This is a genomic window from Dactylosporangium cerinum (assembly GCF_042653625.1).
Classification (GTDB): Bacteria; Actinomycetota; Actinomycetes; order Mycobacteriales; family Micromonosporaceae; genus Dactylosporangium; species Dactylosporangium cerinum.
The window spans coordinates 234,742-255,548 of record NZ_JBHSIU010000019.1; the positions used below are offsets into that span (position 1 = coordinate 234,742).

At 71.4% G+C, this 20,807-nt stretch carries 22 protein-coding genes; 13 read left to right on the forward strand and 9 right to left on the reverse strand.

The window, feature by feature from the left end:
* Positions 1 to 11: 11 nt before the first annotated feature.
* Positions 12 to 1,325, reverse strand: coding sequence for an HNH endonuclease signature motif containing protein (locus tag ACFPIJ_RS18820; RefSeq protein ID WP_380116432.1), 1,314 nt, complete (start codon positions 1,323 to 1,325; stop codon positions 12 to 14).
* 90 nt (positions 1,326 to 1,415) lie between these two features.
* On the reverse strand, positions 1,416 to 2,405 hold the full coding sequence (locus ACFPIJ_RS18825; RefSeq protein ID WP_380116433.1) for a helix-turn-helix domain-containing protein: 990 nt from the start codon (positions 2,403 to 2,405) through the stop codon (positions 1,416 to 1,418).
* Between the two features lie 70 nt (positions 2,406 to 2,475).
* Between ACFPIJ_RS18825 and ACFPIJ_RS18830 the strand changes: the two genes are divergently transcribed.
* A complete protein-coding gene (locus ACFPIJ_RS18830; RefSeq protein WP_380116434.1) occupies positions 2,476 to 2,937 on the forward strand; it encodes a rhodanese-like domain-containing protein in 462 nt (153 codons plus the stop codon).
* Here ACFPIJ_RS18830 and ACFPIJ_RS18835 read toward each other — a convergent pair.
* Together ACFPIJ_RS18835 and ACFPIJ_RS18840 are read right to left on the reverse strand one after the other, a co-directional pair.
* On the reverse strand, positions 2,923 to 3,921 hold the full coding sequence (locus ACFPIJ_RS18835; protein ID WP_380116435.1) for a zinc-binding dehydrogenase: 999 nt from the start codon (positions 3,919 to 3,921) through the stop codon (positions 2,923 to 2,925). The two genes, ACFPIJ_RS18830 and ACFPIJ_RS18835, sit on opposite strands and share 15 nt — an antisense overlap.
* Before the next feature lie 44 nt (positions 3,922 to 3,965).
* The gene (locus ACFPIJ_RS18840; RefSeq protein ID WP_380116436.1) at positions 3,966 to 4,658 is read right to left on the reverse strand and encodes a class I SAM-dependent methyltransferase; all 693 of its coding nucleotides are present in this window, start codon (positions 4,656 to 4,658) and stop codon (positions 3,966 to 3,968) included.
* A gap of 115 nt (positions 4,659 to 4,773) precedes the next feature.
* Between ACFPIJ_RS18840 and ACFPIJ_RS18845 the strand changes: the two genes are divergently transcribed.
* The 9 genes from ACFPIJ_RS18845 to ACFPIJ_RS18885 all read left to right on the forward strand — a co-directional run bounded on the left by ACFPIJ_RS18845 (position 4,774) and on the right by ACFPIJ_RS18885 (position 15,399).
* Positions 4,774 to 5,325, forward strand: coding sequence for a (2Fe-2S)-binding protein (locus ACFPIJ_RS18845; protein ID WP_380116825.1), 552 nt, complete (start codon positions 4,774 to 4,776; stop codon positions 5,323 to 5,325).
* On the forward strand, positions 5,322 to 6,308 hold the full coding sequence (locus tag ACFPIJ_RS18850; RefSeq protein ID WP_380116437.1) for an FAD binding domain-containing protein: 987 nt from the start codon (positions 5,322 to 5,324) through the stop codon (positions 6,306 to 6,308). Before ACFPIJ_RS18845 ends, ACFPIJ_RS18850 begins: the two co-directional genes overlap by 4 nt.
* Complete coding sequence (locus ACFPIJ_RS18855) at positions 6,305 to 8,461, forward strand: xanthine dehydrogenase family protein molybdopterin-binding subunit (protein WP_380116438.1); 2,157 nt, start codon at positions 6,305 to 6,307, stop codon at positions 8,459 to 8,461. The genes ACFPIJ_RS18850 and ACFPIJ_RS18855 overlap by 4 nt, the downstream gene beginning before the upstream one ends.
* A gap of 151 nt (positions 8,462 to 8,612) precedes the next feature.
* Positions 8,613 to 9,680, forward strand: coding sequence for a LacI family DNA-binding transcriptional regulator (locus ACFPIJ_RS18860; RefSeq protein WP_380116439.1), 1,068 nt, complete (start codon positions 8,613 to 8,615; stop codon positions 9,678 to 9,680).
* A 5-nt stretch (positions 9,681 to 9,685) separates the two neighbouring features.
* A complete protein-coding gene (locus ACFPIJ_RS18865) occupies positions 9,686 to 11,302 on the forward strand; it encodes an FAD-dependent oxidoreductase (protein WP_380116826.1) in 1,617 nt (538 codons plus the stop codon).
* Positions 11,303 to 11,342: 40 nt separating this feature from the next.
* Positions 11,343 to 12,623 (forward strand): ABC transporter substrate-binding protein, encoded by a 1,281-nt coding sequence (locus ACFPIJ_RS18870; RefSeq protein ID WP_380116440.1) that lies wholly within the window; start codon positions 11,343 to 11,345, stop codon positions 12,621 to 12,623.
* On the forward strand, positions 12,620 to 13,504 hold the full coding sequence (locus ACFPIJ_RS18875; protein ID WP_380116441.1) for a carbohydrate ABC transporter permease: 885 nt from the start codon (positions 12,620 to 12,622) through the stop codon (positions 13,502 to 13,504). Before ACFPIJ_RS18870 ends, ACFPIJ_RS18875 begins: the two co-directional genes overlap by 4 nt.
* A complete protein-coding gene (locus ACFPIJ_RS18880; RefSeq protein ID WP_380116442.1) occupies positions 13,494 to 14,324 on the forward strand; it encodes a carbohydrate ABC transporter permease in 831 nt (276 codons plus the stop codon). Before ACFPIJ_RS18875 ends, ACFPIJ_RS18880 begins: the two co-directional genes overlap by 11 nt.
* 13 nt (positions 14,325 to 14,337) lie before the next feature.
* A complete protein-coding gene (locus tag ACFPIJ_RS18885; protein WP_380116444.1) occupies positions 14,338 to 15,399 on the forward strand; it encodes a LacI family DNA-binding transcriptional regulator in 1,062 nt (353 codons plus the stop codon).
* 105 nt (positions 15,400 to 15,504) lie between these two features.
* On the opposite strand, the gene ACFPIJ_RS18890 is transcribed toward ACFPIJ_RS18885, so the two are convergent.
* Positions 15,505 to 15,861 (reverse strand): histone-like nucleoid-structuring protein Lsr2, encoded by a 357-nt coding sequence (locus ACFPIJ_RS18890; RefSeq protein ID WP_203852988.1) that lies wholly within the window; start codon positions 15,859 to 15,861, stop codon positions 15,505 to 15,507.
* A 364-nt stretch (positions 15,862 to 16,225) separates the two neighbouring features.
* Positions 16,226 to 16,582 carry a TIGR02611 family protein gene (locus ACFPIJ_RS18895; RefSeq protein WP_380116445.1) on the reverse strand — a complete coding sequence of 119 codons (357 nt, stop codon included), beginning with the start codon at positions 16,580 to 16,582 and terminating at the stop codon, positions 16,226 to 16,228.
* A 398-nt stretch (positions 16,583 to 16,980) separates the two neighbouring features.
* Between ACFPIJ_RS18895 and ACFPIJ_RS18900 the strand changes: the two genes are divergently transcribed.
* Positions 16,981 to 17,412 (forward strand): SsgA family sporulation/cell division regulator, encoded by a 432-nt coding sequence (locus ACFPIJ_RS18900; RefSeq protein WP_380116446.1) that lies wholly within the window; start codon positions 16,981 to 16,983, stop codon positions 17,410 to 17,412.
* A gap of 137 nt (positions 17,413 to 17,549) precedes the next feature.
* Here the strand turns inward: ACFPIJ_RS18900 and ACFPIJ_RS18905 are convergent, their stop codons facing one another.
* Entirely contained in the window at positions 17,550 to 17,849 is a 300-nt protein-coding gene (locus ACFPIJ_RS18905) for a DUF4873 domain-containing protein (protein ID WP_380116447.1), read from the reverse strand.
* A gap of 74 nt (positions 17,850 to 17,923) precedes the next feature.
* On the opposite strand from ACFPIJ_RS18905, the gene ACFPIJ_RS18910 reads away from it, so the two are divergent.
* Positions 17,924 to 18,826, forward strand: coding sequence for an AurF N-oxygenase family protein (locus ACFPIJ_RS18910; protein ID WP_380116448.1), 903 nt, complete (start codon positions 17,924 to 17,926; stop codon positions 18,824 to 18,826).
* A gap of 28 nt (positions 18,827 to 18,854) precedes the next feature.
* Entirely contained in the window at positions 18,855 to 19,037 is a 183-nt protein-coding gene (locus ACFPIJ_RS18915; RefSeq protein ID WP_380116449.1) for a hypothetical protein, read from the forward strand.
* A 164-nt stretch (positions 19,038 to 19,201) separates the two neighbouring features.
* Here the strand turns inward: ACFPIJ_RS18915 and ACFPIJ_RS18920 are convergent, their stop codons facing one another.
* Together ACFPIJ_RS18920 and ACFPIJ_RS18925 are read right to left on the reverse strand one after the other, a co-directional pair.
* Complete coding sequence (locus ACFPIJ_RS18920) at positions 19,202 to 19,876, reverse strand: class F sortase (RefSeq protein WP_380116450.1); 675 nt, start codon at positions 19,874 to 19,876, stop codon at positions 19,202 to 19,204.
* Positions 19,877 to 19,896: 20 nt separating this feature from the next.
* The gene (locus ACFPIJ_RS18925) at positions 19,897 to 20,790 is read right to left on the reverse strand and encodes a DUF4397 domain-containing protein (protein WP_380116452.1); all 894 of its coding nucleotides are present in this window, start codon (positions 20,788 to 20,790) and stop codon (positions 19,897 to 19,899) included.
* Positions 20,791 to 20,807: the final 17 nt, after the last annotated feature.

Sequence of the window (20,807 nt, forward strand, 5' to 3'; positions counted from 1 at the left end):
AGCGCGTAACGCTATCTGCGTGGATGGAACGTGTTGCGACGGGGTGTGCGGGTGCCGTCGACATACGCCGGCGGGATGAACTCGGGCAGCCGGTCGACCGGGTTGAGCCGCACCTGCCAGTCGCCGTGGTGGATGAGGCGGTGGTGGACACCGCACAGCAGGACGCCGTTGTCGACGCTGGTCGGGCCGTGGTCGGCCCAGTGCACGACGTGGTGGCCGTCGCACCAGCGGGCGGGCCGGGTGCAGCCGGGGAACGCGCAGCCGCCGTCGCGCAGCGCGAGGGCCCGCCGGATCGCGCCGGTGAACAGCCGCTGCTCGCGGCCGACGTCGAGGACCTCGCCCCGCGAGCCGAGCACGACGGGCAGGATCAGCGCGTCGCACGCGAGCCGCCGCGCGGTCTCGGCGCTGATCGGCGAACCGTCGTCGAGGCGCGCGCCGCCCCGCGCCGCAGCGCCGGCGTGCGACGCGGCGGCGCTGTGCATGTCCGCGAGGGTGTCGAACGGGACGATGACCGAGACGTGTGGCCGGTCGCCGCCGTTGGCCGGGAGCGAGCCGGTGAACTGGGCGATCCTGCACAGCTCCATCAGCGCGTCGGCTCGCTGCTGCCGCGGCGAGCGCAGCACCGCGTCGCTCGCTGACCCCGCGGCCGGGCGCGGCTCGTGCTGTGGGCCGCACTGGGCGTCGATCGTCTCGCGGAGCAGGGCGGCCTCGGCGCGTTCGAGCACGACGCGGACGCGGGTCTGCTGGGTGCCCGGCACGTCGTGGAACGTCAACGACCTGGCCAGGTGCGCCCGCTCGGCCTCGTGCTCGGCGGCGTGCGCCTCGCGGCGTTCGGCCTCCTCGGGGTCGAGCTCGTGCAGCAGCTGGGCGGCACGTTCGCGCAGCCCGTGCCGGTCGGAGTGGACGGCCTCGTCGAGCAGCCGCGCCTCGCCTTCGGCGCGGTGCTGCGCCGGCAGGTCCCTGAGCAGGTCGACGATCGCCTCGGCCTGCTCGACGTTGACGTCACCGGACGCGAGCGCCTCGGCCGTCGCGGCGTGCTCGTCGCTGTCGAGCGCCTGCCCGAGCCGCAACAGCCGCCCGGCGAGACCGGTCGTGATGCGGTGCCGCTGGTGCAGCCACTGCGACGCGGACGTCATGCCCTGCCGCGCCGGCAGGCCGCGGCCCTGGATCTCGCGGATGACGGCGAGGTGCGCGGCGCTGACCCGCTGCTGGTGCGCGTAGACCAGGTCGACACGGGCGCTGAGCTCGTCGTCGGTCCACGCCCACGGCTCCGACATCGGGCCGTCGCCCAATGCCGAGTCCACCACCGCGAGCACCTCATCCACCCCCGCAACCTAACCCAGGGGTACGACACGAATTCCCGCCCGTGATTGCCCGGCTACACAGTGCGAGACAACCCGGCGTGAGACAGGCGGTCAGTGCGTCTGGGTGCGGAACGCTTGCCGGTACGCGGACGGCGAGGTGCGCATCGTGTTCGCGAAGTGGTGCCGGTACGTCACCGGCGTGTCGAACCCGACGGCCGCCGCGATCTGTTCGATCGGGGTGTCGGTCGACTCGAGCAGCGCCAGGCTCGCCTGCACGCGCTGCCGGATCAGCCAGCGGATCGGGCTGGTCCCGGTCGTGCGGGTGAAGTGCCGCAGGTACGTCCGTGCCGACATGTGCGCCTGCCGGGCCAACGCGTCGACGGTGAGCGGCTCCGCGAGGTGCGCGAGCGCCCAGTCGACGCTGCGGGCGATGCGGTCGTCACCACGATCGGCACCACGACCGGCACCGCGAGCGGCGCTCTCCGGCATCGGCGCCTCGATGAACTGGGCCTGGCCGCCGTCGCGGTGCGGCTGGACGACGAGCCGGCGGGCGACGGCGTTGGCGATCGTGGCGCCGTGGTCGACACGGACGACGTGCAGGCACAGGTCCAGGCCGGCGGCGCTGCCGGCGCTGGTCCACACGTCGCCGTCGGCGAGGTAGAGGACGCCGGGATCCACCTGGACGGCGGGGAACCTGCGCTGCAGCAGCTCCGCGTACCGCCAGTGGGTCGTGGCGCGCCGGCCGTCGAGGAGCCCCGCGGCGGCGAGCGCGAACGCGCCGGAGCAGATCGACAGGATGCGGGCGCCACGGTCGTGCGCGGTGCGCAGCGCGTCGAGGACCGCGGGCGGCGGGTCGTGGTGGACGTTCGCGACGCCGGGAACGATGACGGTGTCGGCGGCCGCGAACTCGTCCAGCCCGAACGGCGTGGTGAGGGTCGCGCCGCCGATCATCGGCACCGGCGCGTCGCTCGGCGCGCACACGGCCAGCCGATACCAGGGGCGCTCGAACTCGGGGCGCGGCAGCCCGAACACCTCGGTGACGATGCCGGTCTCGAACGCCGACATGCCCGGGTACACCAGGACGGACACGCTGCGACTCATGGCGGTATCTTAGCGAACGGTGGCATTCACGCCACTGTTGCGACGGGTACCCCCACCGCACGATGAACGCATGCCGAACACAGCAACCCCGAATGCAGCAACCCAGAACACAGCCGCTGTCAGTCACTTCGCGGAGCGACTGCGGTTCGAGACCGACGTCAGTGACGTGCACGCCGCGCTCGAGGCCGGCGCTCCCGGATACGTCGTCGTCGACTCGCGCGGGCCGCAGGCGTGGGCGCAGGGCCACCTGCCGGGCGCGGTGCACCTGCCGACCGCGGAGATCGCCGCCCGCGCGGCCGAGGTCGTGCCCGCGAACATGCAGGTCGTCACGTACTGCTGGGGGCCCGGCTGCAACGGCGCGACGCGGGCGGCGCTCGAGTTCGCGAAGCTCGGCTACCAGGTGAAGGAGATGCTCGGCGGATACGAGTACTGGGTCCGCGAGGGCTTCACATTCGAGACGGCGACCGGATCCGACCGGCGGCCGGCCGACGAGCTCACCGCGCCGCGCTGGGCCGTCTCATGCGACTGTTAGCACCGTCTTGCCGATCGCGGTGCGCGACTCGATCGCGGCGTGGGCGTCGGCGGCGCGTTCGAGCGGGAACGTCTGCCCGATCAGCGGCGTGAACCGGCCCTCGGCCACGTCCCGCAGGGCGCGGACCAGGTAGGCGCGGAACCGGTCCGGGTCGAGCTGGACGGATCCGATGCCGGTCGCGGTGATGCCGCGGGACCGGGCGACCTCGGGGTCGACGGTGGCGAACCCACCGGCGGGGGTGCCGTGCGCGGAGAACCGGCCGCCTTCGACGACGAGGTCGAACGCGGCCCGGCCGTAGTCGCCGCCCGCGCCGTCGAGGACCACGTCGACGCCGCCGACGGCCTCCCAGACCGTGTCGGTCCAGTCGGCGACGCCGTAGTCGACCACGACGTCCGGGCCCAGTGACCCCAGTGACCCCAGTGACCCCAGTGGGCCCGGTGCGCCCAGTCCGCGCAGCGCGTCGAGCTTGGCGGCGCCGCGGGCGGCGGCGACGACGGTCGCGCCGGCGGCCTTCGCGGCCTGGACGAGCAGCGCGCCCATGCCACCCGCGGCGGCGGTGACGAGGACCCGGTCACCGGCGACGACCTTCACGACGTCCATGAGCGCGAGCGCGGTGACACCGTCGTGCAGGACGGCGACCGCGGTCCGCGCGTCGACGCCGTCGGGCACGTCGACGAGGGCGGCCTCGGGGACGGCGACGCGGGTCGCGTACCCGCCGCCCGCGTGCCCGAGCCGCGCGACCACCCGCCGTCTTGATTTTGTTCCGGCTGGAACTGTGCCGGCGATGCCCACGCCGGGGCGGTACGGCAGTGTGACGGGGAAGTACGCGCCGCCGCCACCGGACCTGACGAGGGTCTCCAGCCACAGCGTGTCGGCCGCCTCGACGTCGACGAGGACCTCGCCCTCACCGGGGACGGGGTCGGGGACTGCGCGTGGTTCCAGCACTTCCGGTCCGCCGAAGCGGGTCACCTCGATCGCCTTCATGCGTACAAGCCTGAAACCTCAAGCTCTGTTGAGGTCAAGCCCGTTCACACCGCAGCCGTGAGCCAGTGCCGGCCGGCGTCGAGGTGGCGTTCGAAGCGCAGGCCCGCGCCCGCCAGCGCGGCGTGCAGGTCGGCGCGGCTCAGCCGGCGCGTGGCGAACCGGTGCGACCACACTGTTCCCCCGGCAGGCTCTGTGCCGCCGGCGACCCGGTACGTGCACATCGCCTGCAGAACGGTGCCGTCGTGGGACAGCGGGGTGTCGGTCACCTCGATGCGGCCGATGCGGCCGGTGACCGGGCGCATGTCGGCGAACACCCGGTCGAACCAGACCGGTGGCAGCCACTGGATCAGGACCCGGCCGTCCGCTGCGAGGTGCCGCCGGCACGCGGCGAGGAGCCGTCCCCGCAGCCGGTCGTCGGGGGTGTTGACGAGGTGACTTGCCAGCAGTACCACCGGAAACCGCCGATCGAGGTCGAGCGTCTCGATGTCGGAGAGGACGGTGATGAGGGCGGATGCCGGGCCGCGCACGTGCGCCAGCATGTCGGCGGAGTTGTCGACGGCCGTGACCGGATGACCGAGGTCGATGAGCGCGTGGGTGAGGCGGCCGGCGCCGCAGCCGAGGTCGAGGATCTCCGCGCCGGGTGGGATCGCCGCGTGGACGATGTCGGGCTCGCCGGTCGTCGGGAGCAGCGTGTACAGCTCGACGGGGCAGCCGTCTCTGGTCACCGCGCCGTCCATCGATCCACGGTCCCACACTTCGGGTGACTTCAGGGGGCGGGCGCGCGCCGGCACGCATGGGCGCGGCGCGGTTGGGCAGCACGAGACCGTGGAGAGACAGTTCACGAGCGACCTCATGTTCTGCGTCAACGGTCACCCGCAGGAGTTGCGCGTCGACAACCGGGCGACGCTGCTCGACGTGCTGCGCGAGCAGCTGGCGCTGCCGGGCACGAAGAAGGGCTGCGACCACGGGCAGTGCGGCGCGTGCACGGTGCTGCTGGACGGCCGGCGGGTGAACAGCTGCCTGATCCTCGCGGTCACCTGCCACGACACGGCGGTCACGACCGTCGAGGGGCTCAGCAGCGGCACCACGACCCAGATGGCGACCCCGTGGACGGCACAGCCGCACGAGCGTCCGTCGCTGCATCCGATGCAGGAGGCGTTCGTCGCCCACGACGCGCTGCAGTGCGGCTACTGCACCCCGGGGCAGATCTGCTCCGCGGTCGGCATGCTGGAAGAGGCGGCTGCCGAGGAGGCCAAGCTCGACGAGGACGAGATCCGGGAGCGGATGTCGGGCAACATCTGCCGTTGCGGCGCGTACGTGAACATCGTCGCGGCCATCCAAGAGGTCGCAGCGCAAGAGATCGCAGCACAAGAGGTCGCAGCGCAAGAGGTGGCAGCGCAGTGAAACCGTTCGAGTACCAGCGGGCCGAGGCGGCGGACTCGGCGGTCGCCACGATCTCGCGCACCGGAGCGGCATACCTGGCCGGCGGGACGAACATCGTCGACCTGATGAAGCTCGGCGTCACCGCCCCCGACCTGCTCATCGACGTCACCGGCCTGCCGTTGCGGGACATCGAGGCGCTGCCGGACGGCGGGATGCGGGTCGGCGCGCTCACCGCGAACAGTGACCTCGCCACCGATCCGGCGCTGCGGACCAGGTTCCCGGCGGTGGCCCTCGCGCTGCTGTCGGGCGCGTCGGCGCAGCTGCGCAACCGGGCCACGATCGGCGGGAACCTGCTGCAGCGCACCCGCTGCCGGTACTTCGTCGACGTCACGAAGTCGTGCAACAAGCGGCGGCCGGGTGCCGGCTGCGCGGCCCGCGAGGGCGAGCACACCGACCTGGCGATCCTGGGCGCGTCGGAACAGTGCATCGCGACGAACCCGTCGGACCTGGCGGTGGCGCTCGCGCTGGTGGACGCGCGGATCGAGCTGCTCACCGAGGACGGCCCGGCGAGCATGAGCGTGCACGAGTTCTTCCGGCTGCCCGGCGACCGGCCGGAGCGGGACACGAACCTGCCGCCGGGCGCGTTGATCACCGCCGTGGTCCTGCCGGCGACCCCGATCGCGCGGATGTCGACGTACCGCAAGGTGCGGGACCGGTCGTCGTTCGCGTTCGCGGCCGGGTCGGTCGCCGCCGCGCTCGACGTGCGGGACGGGATCGTGCGGGACGTGCGGCTGGCGTACGGGGCGGTGGCGCACCGGCCGTGGCGGGCGTACGCGGCGGAACGGGCGCTGCAGGGCGCGACGGCGACGGTCGACAACTTCGAACGTGCCGCCGACGAGGAGCTCGCCGCGGCGAAACCGTTGCGGGACAACGGGTACAAGGTCCCGCTGATCCGCAACCTGACGGTCGGCGTCCTGCGCGGGATGACGGAGGCGAGCTGGTGACCAGCACACAGACCCCAGCAGGGACCCAGGCAGGGACGGCAGAGACACAGCGCAGCGTCGGGACCGCGAGCCCGCGGGTCGAGGCGCGGGACAAGGTGACGGGGCGGGCGCCGTACGCGGTCGACCATCCCGTGCCCGGTGCCGCGTACGCGTGGGTGGTCCAGTCGACCGTGGCCCGCGGGCTCGTCGTCGACGTCGACACGTCGCGGGCCCTGGCCGAGGACGGGGTCCTCGGGGTGCTGTGGCACGGCAACGCGCCGCGGCTGGAGCCGGTCGGCGACCCGGAGCTGATGGTGCTGCAGTCGGCGCGGATCGCGTACCGGGGGCAGGTCGTCGCCGTCGTCGTCGCGACGTCACCGGAGGCCGCGCGGGCCGGCGCCGACCGCGTGCGGGTCCGTGAGGACGGCATGACCGCGGACACGGTCCTGCGCATCGACCATCCGGCGCTGTACCAGCCGGTGCAGGTCAACGCCGGCTACCCGGCGCGGTCCGCGATCGGCGACATCGACGCCGGGCTCGCCGCCGCCACGGTGCGGGTCGATGCGACGTACCGCACGCCGGCGGAACACCACTGCGCGATGGAGCCGCACGCGACCACCGCGTTCTGGGAACGTGGCTGCCTCGTCGTGTTCGACGGGACGCAGGCCTCGACGGCGGTGTCCGAGACGCTCGCCGGGCTGTTCGAGCTGCCGCCGCAGCAGGTCCGGGTCATCAACGAGCACGTCGGCGGCGGGTTCGGCGGCAAGGGCGCGCCGAAGCCGAACGTGGTCCTGGCCGCGATGGCGGCGCGGCTCGTCGGCCGGCCGGTGAAACTGGCGCTGACCCGGCAGCAGCTGTTCGCGGTCGCCGGGTACCGCACGCCGACGATCCAGCGGATCCGGCTCGGTGCCGCCGACAACGGCCGGCTCCTCGCGATCGGGCACGACGCGGTCAGCCAGACCTCGCAGCTGAGTGAGTTCGTCGAGCAGAGCGCGGTGCTGTCCCGGCACATGTACGCCGCGCCGAACCGCCTCACGACGCACCGGGTCGTGGCGCTCGACGTACCGACGCCGGTGTGGATGCGGGCGCCCGGGGAGTGTCCGGGATCGTTCGCCCTCGAGTCCGCGATCGACGAGCTGGCATACGCCGGCAACTGGGATCCGGTGCGGCTCCGGATCGACAACGAGCCAGCGGTACACCCCGAGGAGCGGATCCCGTTCTCCAGCCGGCACCTCGTGCAATGCCTGCAGGAGGGGGCGGAACGCTTCGGCTGGACGGATGCCTCCGGCCGGGTGGTGCGCGACCCGCGGCCCGCGGTGCGCCGCGACGGGGAGTGGCTGGTCGGCACCGGGGTGGCGGCCTCGACGTATCCGGCGTTGACGTGGCCGTCGACGGCCCTGGCGCGGGCGACCGCCGACCAGCGCTTCGACGTGGAGGTCAACGCCGCCGACATCGGCACCGGCGCGCGGACCGTCCTGCGCCAGATCGCCGCGGACGCCCTGGACGTGCCGATCGTAGAAGTGGAGATCACGGTCGGCGACTCGGCGATCGGCCCGGCGACCGTCGCGGGCGGTTCGATGGGGACCGCGTCGTGGGGCTGGGCGGTGACGAAGGCGTGCCGGCTGCTGCGGGAGCGCATCGAACGCGACCACGGCGGGCGGGTGCCGGCGGGCGGCGTCGCGGTCCGGGCCGACACGACCCTGGAGATCCGGGACCGTCCCGAGTTCGCCCGGCACGCCTACGGCGCCCAGTTCTGCCAGGCGCGGGTGTCGACGGTGACGGGTGAGGTGCGGGTGGACCGCCTGCTGGGTGTGTTCGCCGCCGGGCGGATCATGAACCCGACGACGGCACGGTCGCAGTTCCTCGGCGGCATGACGATGGGCCTGTCCGGGGCGCTGCTGGAGCGGTCCGTGCTCGACTCACGCACCGGCGACTTCGTGACCGGCGACCTGGCGGCGTACCACGTGGCGGTCAACGCGGACGTGCCGCGGATCGAGGTCGCGTGGCTGGACGAGCACGACCCGCACCTCAACCCGATGGGTGTGAAGGGCATCGGCGAGATCGGCATCGTCGGCACGGCGGCCGCGGTCGCGAACGCCGTCCACCACGCGACCGGCATCCGCGTCCGCGACCTGCCGATCGGACTGGCGCAGATGATCGGCCGACTGCACTGAAGCAACAGCACTGAAGTAACAGAGCTAATGCGTATTAGTCAGTAACGCGAACGGGTAACGAAACCTCTCCGACGGCTTGACGGACCAGCGAGGCCCGGCGCACGATTCGTGCCCAGAGCCTGCTGATACGCATTAGCCAAGGAGATCCCCCGTGGGACGTCGAGTCACGCAGCGCGACATCGCGCGGATGACGGGCGTCAGCCAGGCGACCGTGTCGCTGGTGTTGAACGACAGCGACGGCAGCAACAGCAAGGGTGTGCGGATCGCCCAGGACACCCGGCAGCGGGTGCTCGACGCGATCCGCGCCACTGGCTACGTCGCCGACGTCGTCGGGCGGCGGCTCGCCGACCGCAGCAACCGGATCCTCGGCGTGTTCACGTACGAGCCGGTGTTCCCCAGCGCGACCGCGGACTTCTACCACCCGTTCCTGGTCGGTATCGAGCAGCGCGCCGAACAGCTCGGCTGCGACCTGCTGCTGTTCACCTCCGGCCCGCACCGGATGCGCCTCGCCGACGGCTGCATCGTGCTGGGCCGCTCGATCGGCCGGGACGAGCTGGCCCGGCTCGTCGCCGAGCACCACCCCTTCGTCAGCGTCGGCCGGCGCGACTCCCCGGACGTGCCCTACGTCGGCGCCGACTACGGTGCCGCGACCGCCGCCCTGGTCGGCGCGGCGGTCGGGCTCGGCCACCGCCGCCTCGCGTACGTCGGCACCGGCGGCCCCGCCGAGTCGCATCTGGACCGCCTGCGTGGCTTCGCCGACGCGTGCCTGGCCGCCGGGGTGTACGCGACCCACGCACAGCGCCAGCACACACAGAGCCAGAAAGCACTCGCCGACGCGGTTCCGCGACTGCTGGCCGACGGCGTCACGGCGTTGTTCCTGGAGGAGCCGGCGGACGCGGCCGAACTGATCGCGATCCTGCGCGGGCACGGCCGGGACGTCCCCGGCGACGTGTCCGTCGTCGTGCTCGGCGAGCCGACCCGCGCGGGCGCCACTCCCCCGCCGCTGGACGTGACCCGGTTCCGGACGCCGCGCCGCGAGATGGGCTGGCAGGCGGTCGACCACCTCACCGAGATCGTCGGCGGCGGCTTCGAGCCGGGTCCAGCGCGGCAGACGTTGCTGGCCTGCGAACTCGTCGCCGGTGAAACCCTGGGAACAGCCCCCAACAGCACAAGTCTCAACAGCAGCAGCAGCAATATCACCAGCAAGGAGCGCACGTGAAGGAAATGGCGGCGGACGTCCTCGTCGTGGGCGGCGGACTCGGCGGGGTGGCGGCGGCACTGGCCGCGCTGCGGGCCGGGCGGACGGTCGTGCTCACCGAGGAGTACGACTGGCTCGGTGGCCAGCTCACCAGCCAGGCGGTGCCGCCGGACGAGCACACGTGGGTCGAGCAGTTCGGCGTGACCGCGAGCTACCGGGCGCTGCGCGACGGGATCCGCGACTACTACCGGCGGTACTACCCGCTCACCGACGCGGCCCGGCGCTGGACGCATCTGAACCCCGGCGCCGGTGGCGTCAGCCGGCTCTGCCACGAGCCCGCCGTCGCGAAGGCGGTGCTGGAGGCGATGCTGCAGCCGTACCGTGGCAGCGGCCGCCTCACCGTCCTGCAGCCGTGGAAGGCGACCGCCGCCGAGACGGACGGGGACCGGGTCACCGCCGTAACAGGAAGGTACCGAGAGGGCGGCGAAACCACGATCACGGCGCGGTACGTGCTGGACGCGACCGAGACCGGCGAGCTGCTGCCGCTGACCGGCACCGAGTACGTGACGGGCTTCGAGTCGCAGGACGACACGGGCGAGCCGAGCGCGCCGGCAACCGCGCAGCCCGGCAACATGCAGGCCGTCTCGGTGTGCTTCGCGGTCGACCACGTCGACGGCGACCACACGATCGACCGGCCCGACGCGTACGGGTTCTGGCGGGCGTACACGCCGCCGTTCTGGGGTGGCCCGCTGCTGTCGTGGCGGTCCCCGCACCCGCGGACCCTGGAGATCTCGGAGCGCAGCTTCACCCCGAACCCGGACGACGACCCGCTCCGGGTGCTCGCCGACCAGCGGGTCAACCCCGGTGACGCGAACCTGTGGACGTTCCGGCGGATCGCGGCCAGGAACCTGTTCACGCCCGGCGCCTACGCCAGCGACATCTCGCTCGTCAACTGGCCGATGATCGACTACTTCGAGTCGCCGGTGATCGACGTGCCCGACGCCGCCGAGCACCTGTCGCGGGCGCGGGAGCTGTCGATGTCGGTGCTGTACTGGCTGCAGACCGAGGCGCCGCGCCCCGACGGCGGCACCGGCTTCCCCGGGCTGCGGCTGCGCGGGGACGTCACGGGAACAGGCGGCGCGGGCTGGGACGGTTCTGGTGGGGGCCTTGCGCAGGCGCCGTACATCCGCGAGTCGCGGCGCATCCTCGCCGACTACACCGTCGTGGAGCAGGACCTGTCCCACGCCGTGCGTGGCGACAAGGGCAGCGTCGCCTACCCCGACTCGGTCGGTGTCGGCATGTACCGCATCGACCTGCACCCGTCCACGGGCGGCGACACGTACATCGACGTGCCGTCCAGCCCGTTCCAGATCCCGCTCGGTGCGCTGCTGCCCCGCCGGGTCGAGAACCTCCTGCCGGCGGCGAAGAACCTCGGCACGACCCACATCACCAACGGCTGCTACCGGCTGCACCCCGTCGAGTGGAACATCGGCGAGGCCGCCGGCGCGCTCGCCGCGTACTGCCTGGACGTGCGCACCACCCCCCGCGCCGTCCGGGCCGACCCTGCCCTGCTGGCCGCCTTCCAGTCCCGCCTGACCGACGACGGCGTCGAGCTCGCCTGGCCCGACGTCTCTGCTTACTGAAGACCCGGCCTGCTGAAGACACCCCCAATAGGAGACCCCCATGCGAATGAAGACAGCGCTGGCAGTCGCCACCGCAGCTCTGCTCGGCCTGACCGCGTGCGGCTCAGGCGACGACGACACCCCCAAGGACACCGGCCCGGTCTCGCTGCGCATGACGATCTGGACCGCCAACGAGGCCCACCTGAAGCTGTTCAACGAGATCGCGGGCGAGTACAAGGCGGCGCACCCGAACGTCACCGAGATCAAGTTCGACTCGCTGCCGTTCGACACGTACACCACGGCGCTGACCACCCAGATCGCCGGCGGGAACCAGCCCGACCTCGCCTGGATCCTGGAGAACTCCGCCCCTGACTTCGTCTCCTCCGGCGCGCTGGTACCACTCGACGACACGCTGAAGAAGACCCCGGGTTACCAGTTCGAGGATCTCGGCGCCAGCCCGATGAAGCTCTGGCAGCAGCAGGGGAAGCTGTACGCGTACCCGTTCTCGACCTCGCCGTTCGGCGTGTTCGTCAACAATGACCTGGTGAAGAAGGCCGGCAAGCCCACCCCCGCGGAGCTCATCGCGGCCGGTAACTGGACCTGGGACACGGCGCTGCAGACTGCGGCCGCCGTCAACGCCTCGACCGGCAAGGCGGGCCTCGTCGTGCGGGACTTCGACTACAAGTCGTGGCAGAACCTGGCCAGCTTCTGGGGCGGCTGGGGCGCGCAGGCGTGGAGCGCCGACGGCAAGACCTGCGGGTTCGACAAACCCGAGATGGTCGACGCGATGACGACCCTGCACAAGGCGATCTTCACCGACAAGGCCCTGCCCGGCCCCGGCGTCAGCGCCGACTTCTTCGCCGGTGACGCGGCCATGACGATCACCCAGATCAGCCGGGCGTCGCTGCTGAAGAACCAGTTCGGCTGGGACCTGGTGCCGCTGCCGAAGGGCAAGGTCGGCGACTACGCGGTGTTCGGCCAGGCCGGCATCGGGGTGTTCAAGAAGGGCAAGCACGCCGACGCGGCGCAGGAGTTCCTCGCGTTCATGACCAGCCCCGCGAACTCGGCGAAGCTCGCCGCGTACTTCCCGCCGCCGCGCACCTCGCAGCAGACCGCCGAGACCCTGGCCAAGACCAACCCGCTGCTCAAGCCCGACCAGCTGCAGAAGGTCGTCGTCGACGGGATCGCCAAGGGCGCGGTCGGCCCCAGCCACGCCGGCTTCGCCGAGCTGTCGCAGACCGTCCGCGCCAGCCTCGACCCGCTGTGGCAGCCGCAGGCCGACGTCAAGGCGGTGCTGTCCGGCGTGTGCGCCAAGATCGCCCCGCAACTGGCGAAGCAGTGAAACTGCGGACCAGAACCGCTGACCGGCTGGCTGGGTGGCTGTTCATCGCCCCCCAGCTGGCCGGCTCGGCCGTCTTCGTCTTCGCGCCGCTGTGCATGGTGCTGTGGTACAGCCTGCACGAGTGGAACGTCCTCGCCGACAGCTTCGAGTTCGTCGGCGCCGACAACTACCAGGCGCTGCTGGACGACCCGTCGCTGCCGTCGGTGCTGCGCGCGACCGGGATCTTCTCCGTCGGCCTCGTGGTGTTCAACCTCAGCCTGGCGCTGCTGCTCGCGGTGCTGCTCAACCAGCGGCTGCGGGGGCTCGCGGTGTACCGCACGCTGTTCTTCTCCCCGGTCGTCGTGTCGCTGGTCGCCTGGACGATCGTGTGGGGCTTCCTGCTGCAGTCCAACGGCGGCGTCAACGGACTGCTGCAGGCCGTCGGGATCGAGGGTCCCAACTGGCTGCGGACCGGCCCGACCGCGATGGTGTCCGTGATCGCGGTGCAGGTGTTCAAGAACGTTGGCCTCAACATGGTGCTGTTCCTCGCCGCGTTGCAGGGGGTACCCGGTGAGCTGTACGAGGCGGCCCAGCTGGACGGCGCGTCGGCGTGGACCAGGTTCCGGCGTATCACCGTGCCGATGATCAGCCCGACGATCCTGCTCACGTCGATCATCACGGTGGTCGGCTCGCTGCAGGTCTTCGCCCAGATCGCCGTGCTCACCCAGGGTGGCCCCGGCACCTCGACCACCGTGCTCGTCTACTACCTCTACCAGCAGGCGTTCCAGTTCCACCACTTCGGCTACGGCTCGACCCTGGCCATCCTGCTGTTCGTCATCGTGCTCGCCCTGACCCTCGTGCAGTGGCAGCTGCGCCGGAAGTGGGTCGTCCATGAGCAGTAAAACGAAAGTGTTCGTGTACGGGCTGCTGTCCGTGCTGTGCGTCCCCTTCGTCTTCCCGACGTGGTGGATGGTGACGTCGTCGTTCAAGCCGACCAGCGAGATCTTCGCCTACCCGCCGCGGTTGCTGCCCTCCGAGTGGCACTTCGGCGCCTACCGGGAGGTGTTCCAGCTGCAGCCGTTCGCGCAGCAGTACTGGAACAGCCTGTACATCGCCGCGATCGTCACCGTCGGCACGATGGTCGTCGCGTCCCTGGCCGGGTACGCGTTCGCCAGGATCCGGTTCCCCGGGCAGAACGCTCTGTTCGTGGTCGTGCTCACCGGCCTGCTCATCCCGAGCGAGGTGACGATCGTGCCGCTGTTCCAGCTGTTCAACCGGTTCGGCATGATCGACACGCACTGGCCGCTGATCCTGGTGCCGATCTTCGGCGCGCCGAGCGTCCTGGCGACGTTCATCATGCGGCAGTTCTTCGTGACCCTGCCGAAGGAGCTGGAGGAGGCGGCGCGCGTCGACGGGCTCGGCCGGTTCGCGACGTTCCGGCGCATCGCCCTGCCCCTCGCCCGCCCGGCCCTCGGGGCGGTCGGCATCTTCACGTTCCTCAACAGCTGGAACCTGTTCCTGGAGCCGGTGGTGTACCTGTCGAGCAAGGACAAGTTCACGTTGCCACAGGCGCTGACGCAGTACGTCGACGCGTACGGCGGCCCCATGTGGGACGTGCAGCTGTCGGCCGCGACGCTGACCGCGCTACCGGTCCTGGTCGTGTTCGTGATCGCGCAGCGCCAGTTCGTGGAAGGCCTGGCCCATACAGGCCTCAAAGGGTGATACACCTTCGCCTGTGAGCAGACGAGTCACGCAGCGGGACATCGCGCGGATGACGGGGGTGAGCCAGGCGACCGTGTCGCTGGTGCTCAACAACCGCACCGGTGACGACGTGCGGATCGCGCCAGAGACCCGGCAGCGGGTCCTCGACGCGATCCGCACCACCGGCTACGTCGCCGACCCGGTGGCCCGCCGGCTCGTGTCGGGGCGCAACCGGATCCTGGGCGTGTTCACGTATGAGCCGGTGTTCCCCAGCACCGCCGCGGACTTCTACCACCCGTTCCTGGTCGGCATCGAGCAGCGGGCCGAGCAACTCGGCTGTGACCTGCTGCTGTTCACGTCGGGGGCACAGTTCACGTCGGGGGCACAGTCGGGGGGCGCAGGCGCGCATCGGAAGATCTTCCACGCGGACAGCCGGATCGGGATCGCGGACGGCACGATCCTGCTCGGCCGGCGGGTCGACCGGGACGACCTGGTCCGGCTCGTCGGCGAGGGGCACGCGTTCGTGTCCGTCGGCCGGCGTGACGACGCCGGCGGCCCGGTCCCGTACGTCGGCGCCGACTACCCGGCCGCGGTGGCGGCGCTGGTCCAGCGGGCGGGCGAGCTCGGCCACACCCGAATCGGCTACCTGGGCACCGGCGGGCCCGCCGAGTCGCACGCGGACCGGCTCCGCGGCTTCCAGCCCGGCGGCGACCGGCTGCACCTACCGCTGTCCGGGCCGCTGTCAGGGCAACTGTCCGGCTGGCTGGACGCGATCGGGCGGGAGCGGCTCACCGCGGTGTTCCTGGAGGAGCACGCCGACGCGGTCGCGCTGGTCGTGGCGGCCCGGGCCCGGGGCTGGTCGGTGCCGGGCGACCTGTCGGTGGTGGCGCTGGGCGAGCCGGCCGGCACCGGGCCGCTCGACGAGGAGATCACGCGGCTGCGGATCCCGCGCCGGGAAATGGGCTGGCAGGCGGTGGACCAGCTCACCGCGGCCATCGAAAGCGGCGGTGCCGGGAACGCCGGGGTCGACGCCGCGGTGCAGCGGCTGCTGCCCTGCACCATCCATGCCGGTGCCACCCTCGTTTCCCGGCGGTGATTGCGAACGAGCCGCGACCCAGCTGGGCCGCGACTCGATCACTGCTCGATCGCGCGTTTCGCCGGAATGCGACGCTGCATCGACCGGTTTCTCAACTCGTGGTAATTAGCGGCCGGCTTCGGCGTGGTAGCGGTCCACCACGTCCTGCTTGATCCGGCCCCGGTCGGAAACGTCGATCCCCTTGGCCTGCGCCCATTCCCGAATGGCACGGTTCTGGTCGCGGTCGCCGCGGGTGACGCCCCGGCCACGCACGTCGCGGCCGCGCACGGTGCTGACCACGCCACCCCGCCCGATCTTCGTCGCGGCGGCGACGAACGGGGCGACGGCGTCGCGCAGCTTCGCCGCGTTGGACGCGGACAGGTCGATCTCGTACTGCACGCCGTCGAGCGCGAACACGATGCTCTCGGCAGCGGGCTTGCCGTCGATGTCGTCGATCAGCTCGTGGATGACGCGTTTCGCCATGAGTGGCCTTTCCTCAGGTGCTGCCAATTGCGTACACGTGCCGCATCATTCGGACACGAACCAAGATGTTCAGCGGGATACTACGCCCCGATACCGGGCGAGATCACTCCCACCGTACCGTTCTCGCGCAACCGGCGCTGAATCAGCGCCGCACGAAACGCAGACAACATGAAACGCGCACAATCGGTTAAGGCGGCATCCACAGATCAAGGCGGATCCCAGCACAGATCACAGCACAGATCGGCGCGTCTACCGAGTCACCCGGCACGGATGTCCTTGGCTCATCCTGGACCGCAGCATGATCGCTGTCGTGAAGTCAGGCGAGCACCCAGGCGGGCACTCAAGCCAGCACTCAAGCGAGCACTCAAGCCAGCAACTGGAGCGAGAGCAGCAACGCCGCACCGACGATGAGGAGCAGGCCGCCGACGGAGACGACCCGCACCAGCCAGGAGCCGTCCCGCACCAGCTTGGTCCAGCGCAGCAACTGCCGGCGGGTGAACACCAGCAGCCGGCGGGCCCAGTGGAACTCCATGGCCAGGATCGCCAGGCCGCCGAGGATGACGAGCCAGCCCGGCCCGGGCAACGGCAGCAGCACCACACCGACGGCGATGACCAGCGTGCCGGCGAGCGCGACCACGATCTTCACACCGAACCGGCCGATGCGGGTCGCGTAGAGCCGCTCACGCCAGCCGAGCATCCGGGCCAGCAGCCGACCCGGCAACCCGGTCCTACTACCCGCCCCGGAGCCCTGCTCCGGCGCAGCGACACGCCGGAAGTCACCCGGTGGGGAGGCAAGCGGTCCGGAATCAGGCGTAACGCCCGACCCGTCCGCCTCACTGTCGCGCAATTTCCGTTCCCATCACTGGATAACCCGTCACTCCCACGAACCACTGGACGTTACCCGAATGAATTGACGTACGACCCACACGTCACGTCAAGGACCCCGGTCACGCTCTGAAAACCGGACATCGCGCACACGTTGTTCGGTTGACGGCAAATCGGGCCCAGAAACACTACAGAGTGAGATCGCAGAATCACTACGCGTAACACTGGGAATCGCCTCAACATAAGAGAGGCGGGGCACGGCATGCTCCGCAGCGGTGCCGGGGGGAGTACGACATGAGCGCTATCCGACCATCGACCGTCGAGGTCGAGACATCCCTACGACTCGTCGCGCCCGACGCGACTGCATTGCCGGTGCGAGCCAGCTTGCGATACGACCCGAGCGACCCGTACGCGGTCCACGTCCTCTTCCACGCCGAGTCGGCGGGGGGCGAGCCGGTCAGCTGGTCCTTCGCCCGTGAACTGCTGTTCACCGGCCTGGACGAGCCCGCGGGCATCGGCGACGTGCGGGTCTGGCCGTGGAACGGTCCACGCGGCGACTTCGTCGCGCTGGCCCTGTCCTCACCGGACGGCAACGCGCTGTTCGAGGTTCCACGCAGCGTGCTGGTGCGCTTCCTGCGCCGGACGTACAGCGCCGTGCCGCGCGGGCACGAGACCGACCACCTGGACGTCGACAACGCGGTGAACCGGCTCCTCGCCGGCCGCTGAGCACGTCCAACCCGAACAGCCCAGCACCACCGGGACCGCGTCAACCGGGCGCCACACCGACGGTCACCCTCCGCGAGCAGCCCGCCAGCTGCCGAGGGCCAGCCGGAGGGTGGCGCCCGACGTTTACCCAGCGTCTCTTACACAGCGCCGTGCGGCGGGGCGCCCGTGCCGGCGAAACGGACGTTGCCCCACGGGTCGATGTCGAGCAGGCGGGCCGGCACCGGGTCCGCGGGCGCGCACCGCAGTTGGACGTCGCGGCGGCCGGCGCGCACCAGCGCTGAGATCTCCTCCGGGACGTCGGCGGCACCGGTCATCCTGCCGCCCCAGTGGTACCGGCCGTCGAGCGGCTGGAAGTGCCCGCTCAGGTGCAGCTCGACGGCGTGGGCGGCGCCGTCGACGAGCAGCTCGGCCTTGACCGGTTGCGGTTCCTCAGGCATGGTACTGATGAGTACCAAGTCCTGCCGGAGCCGTCAAGGAGCAGCTCCGTCAAGGTGCAACTAAGGAGCAGCTCATGTCTGTCGTCGACGAGCGCGAAGCCAACGCCGCGCGGCTGCTGAAGATCTCCGCCGGCAACTCCTACGACCCGGACGTCGACATCGACTGGCGGGCGCCGCTCGACCCGGAGCGCATGTTCGCCCCCGCGCACCGGCTGTCGCTGTTCGGCACGCCACTGTGGGACGGGCTCACCCCGCAGCAGCGCGTCGAGCTGTCCCGGCACGAGGTCGCCAGCATCGCCAGCATCGGCATCTGGTTCGAGATGCTGCTCATGCGGATGCTGCTGCGCCACATCAGCGACCAGGACCCGCGCACGGGCCACGTGCAGTACGCGCTGACCGAGGTCGGCGACGAATGCCGGCACTCCATCATGTTCGCGCGGATGATCGAGGCGTTCGGCACGCCCGCGTACCGGCCCGCGCCGCTCGAACGCGCCCTCGGCAGGTACCTCGGCGCGACCGCCGGTGGGGTGCAGACGTTCGCCGCGGCGCTCATCGCCGAGGAGATCCTCGACGCCCTGCAGCGCGAGGCGATGGCCGACGACAGCCTCCAGCCCCTGGTCCGGATGGTGTCGCGGATCCACGTCGTGGAGGAGGCCCGGCACATCCGGTACGCCCGTGACGAACTGGCCCGCCAGGTCGCGGCGAGCCGGCGGGGCTTCGGCGGCCGGGTGTCGCTGGCCTACTCGCGGCTCATGATCGGCCGGGCGGCGTGGACGGTCACCCACTCGCTGATCCATCCGGGCGCGTACGCGGCGGTCGGGCTCGACCCGGTCGCGGCGCGCGCGGCGGCCTGGCGCAACCCCGCGTTCCGGGAGACGCTGCGCTGGTCGGCGGAGCGGGTCACGGCGTTCCTGCAGGAGCTCGGCCTCGTCGAAGGTCCGGCCAAGCGACTCTGGCGCGCTTCGGCACTGCTCTGAGCGCGGCTCCGGTATTACTGTGAGCGCCATGAAGTGGGTATTGGTGATCGTCGGCGCGCTGCTGATCCTCTCCGGCGTGGTCTGGACGCTGCAGGGGCTGAACCTGCTCGGCGGCAGCGCCATGAGCGGCAACACGATGTGGGCGGTCATCGGCCCGATCACCGCGATCGTCGGCGCGGTCCTGTTCCTCCGCGGCGTGCGGAAGCGCTGAGATCCAGATCACGGGACGATGCGTGCCGGGCGCGCTACTGTCTAGTGAGTCGGTGTGCTGTGTGTCCCCGGGCCTCACCACACTGCCTTCACGGAATACCGTTCGGCTGGAGCCGTGATGCGCCTATCGCCGCGAGGCGACCTGGCACACCGACCCTAAACTTCTCAGCTCAGCACCGCGTAGACCACGACGTTGTCGCGGTAGGAGTGCCGGGCGGCGTCGAACTCGCCGCCGCACGTGATGAGCCGCAGCTCGGCCAGCGGCGTCGGGCCGTAGACCCGGTCGCTGGGAAACTTCGCCTTCGCGTAGTGCTCGCGGGCCGTCACCGTGAAGGTGAGCCACGCGCCGCCGCGCTGCACCTCGACCCGGTCGCCGGCCTTGAGCTCGTGCAGCTTGTAGAACACCGCCGGGCCGGTCCGCGAGTCGACGTGCCCGGCGAGGACCGCGGGGCCCGGGTCGCCAGGGGCGGTGCCGGCGGCGAACCAGCCGGCTTCCTCGTACACCTTGGGGCTCTGCAGTTGTCCTGCCGGGTCGATCGTCAGCGTCTCGAGACTCGTGTCGACCCCGAGCGACGTGATCCGCAGGCGCGTGGGCGGCGCATCGGCACCGTCCTGGGTGCTGGCGGCGAGGGTGCCCGGGTCCAGGTCGATGCGGTGCGGGACGATCCAGGTCGACTCACCGGCGTCGATGTCGACGCGACGGCCGACGAGCGTCGCCGCACCGATGTACACCGGCGTGGCGAGGGCGAGCACGCAGACGATCAGGGTCAGGGTCCGCCGCCGGCCAGGACTCAGGCGAAACGCGCGATGCCTGACGACCTGACCGGCGGACCTGACCATGCTTGCAGCCTACGAGGACATCAACCGGCGAGAACCCGCTGCCTGCGGCTACGGTTGTGGCGCAGCAGCAGCCCGCCGCCGATCGCCAGCACCAGCAGCACCCCGGCGAGGACCGAGACCGTCTGCCAGACGCCGAAGGCCCCGTCGTTCGCGGTGCCGCCGCCGCCGGTGTCGACACCGCCGGCCGGCACGCCGTTGCTGGTCGCGTCGGTGCGCAGCTGGGCGGTGAGGCCGCTCTTGCCGTCCAGGACGATCAGCGAGTAGACGCTGCCGGCCTTGAGCGGCGCGGTGACCGTGGTCGCGGCGGTGGTGACGCTCGGCGCGGTGAGCCGCAGCGTCCACTTGCCCGGGTCGACCACCTGGTAGTCGGTGGTCGTGGCGAACGCGACGTTGCCGGCGATCTTCGCGCCGTTGGCGATCGCCACGTCCAGGATCGGCTGCTTCACCGACGCCTGCACCACGCGGACCTTGGCCTTGCCCGGGTCCGGCAGCGCCAGGTCGTCGGGGATGACCCGCAGGCCGAGATCGGTGAACTTGCCGACGCCGGCGACCGTGTACGCCTTGCCCTCCACGACCGTGGCCTGCGTGCTCAGCACCGGCGGGCTGTCCGCGGCCGCGCCGGGCAGCCGCATCGCGACCGCGTAGGTGCCGGGTGCGAGGGGCAGGTACTTCGACACCACGCCGTAGCCGACCGCGTCGAACTTCTGCGTCGCCATCGACCCGTTGACCGAGCTCAGGTAGACGTCGACGGCGGGCGTGTCGGGCGAGAGGTGGGCGAGGCGGACATAGCCGACCCCGGCCGCCGCGGCCGGCAGGGCGCCGACGAGCGACCCGCCGAGTCCGAGCAGCGCCGCAGCGGCGAGCGCCACAGTCCGTCTCAGCCAGGCAGTCCGTCGCAGGGAGGCAGCGATCACGTTGATAGTCCCTTGCT

What these genes read in the sequence shown, in the direction of transcription:
- ACFPIJ_RS18825 (WP_380116433.1), bottom strand. Translation starts at nt 2,405, where the DNA reads ATGAGTCGCAGCGTGTCCGTCCTGGTGTACCCGGGCATGTCGGCGTTC.
- ACFPIJ_RS18830 (WP_380116434.1), top strand. Translation starts at nt 2,476, where the DNA reads ATGCCGAACACAGCAACCCCGAATGCAGCAACCCAGAACACAGCCGCT.
- ACFPIJ_RS18835 (WP_380116435.1), bottom strand. Translation starts at nt 3,921, where the DNA reads ATGAAGGCGATCGAGGTGACCCGCTTCGGCGGACCGGAAGTGCTGGAA.
- ACFPIJ_RS18840 (WP_380116436.1), bottom strand. Translation starts at nt 4,658, where the DNA reads ATGGACGGCGCGGTGACCAGAGACGGCTGCCCCGTCGAGCTGTACACG.
- ACFPIJ_RS18845 (WP_380116825.1), top strand. Translation starts at nt 4,774, where the DNA reads ATGTTCTGCGTCAACGGTCACCCGCAGGAGTTGCGCGTCGACAACCGG.
- ACFPIJ_RS18865 (WP_380116826.1), top strand. Translation starts at nt 9,686, where the DNA reads ATGGCGGCGGACGTCCTCGTCGTGGGCGGCGGACTCGGCGGGGTGGCG.
- ACFPIJ_RS18870 (WP_380116440.1), top strand. Translation starts at nt 11,343, where the DNA reads ATGCGAATGAAGACAGCGCTGGCAGTCGCCACCGCAGCTCTGCTCGGC.
- ACFPIJ_RS18880 (WP_380116442.1), top strand. Translation starts at nt 13,494, where the DNA reads ATGAGCAGTAAAACGAAAGTGTTCGTGTACGGGCTGCTGTCCGTGCTG.
- ACFPIJ_RS18890 (WP_203852988.1), bottom strand. Translation starts at nt 15,861, where the DNA reads ATGGCGAAACGCGTCATCCACGAGCTGATCGACGACATCGACGGCAAG.
- ACFPIJ_RS18900 (WP_380116446.1), top strand. Translation starts at nt 16,981, where the DNA reads ATGAGCGCTATCCGACCATCGACCGTCGAGGTCGAGACATCCCTACGA.
- ACFPIJ_RS18905 (WP_380116447.1), bottom strand. Translation starts at nt 17,849, where the DNA reads ATGCCTGAGGAACCGCAACCGGTCAAGGCCGAGCTGCTCGTCGACGGC.
- ACFPIJ_RS18910 (WP_380116448.1), top strand. Translation starts at nt 17,924, where the DNA reads ATGTCTGTCGTCGACGAGCGCGAAGCCAACGCCGCGCGGCTGCTGAAG.
- ACFPIJ_RS18915 (WP_380116449.1), top strand. Translation starts at nt 18,855, where the DNA reads ATGAAGTGGGTATTGGTGATCGTCGGCGCGCTGCTGATCCTCTCCGGC.
- ACFPIJ_RS18920 (WP_380116450.1), bottom strand. Translation starts at nt 19,876, where the DNA reads ATGGTCAGGTCCGCCGGTCAGGTCGTCAGGCATCGCGCGTTTCGCCTG.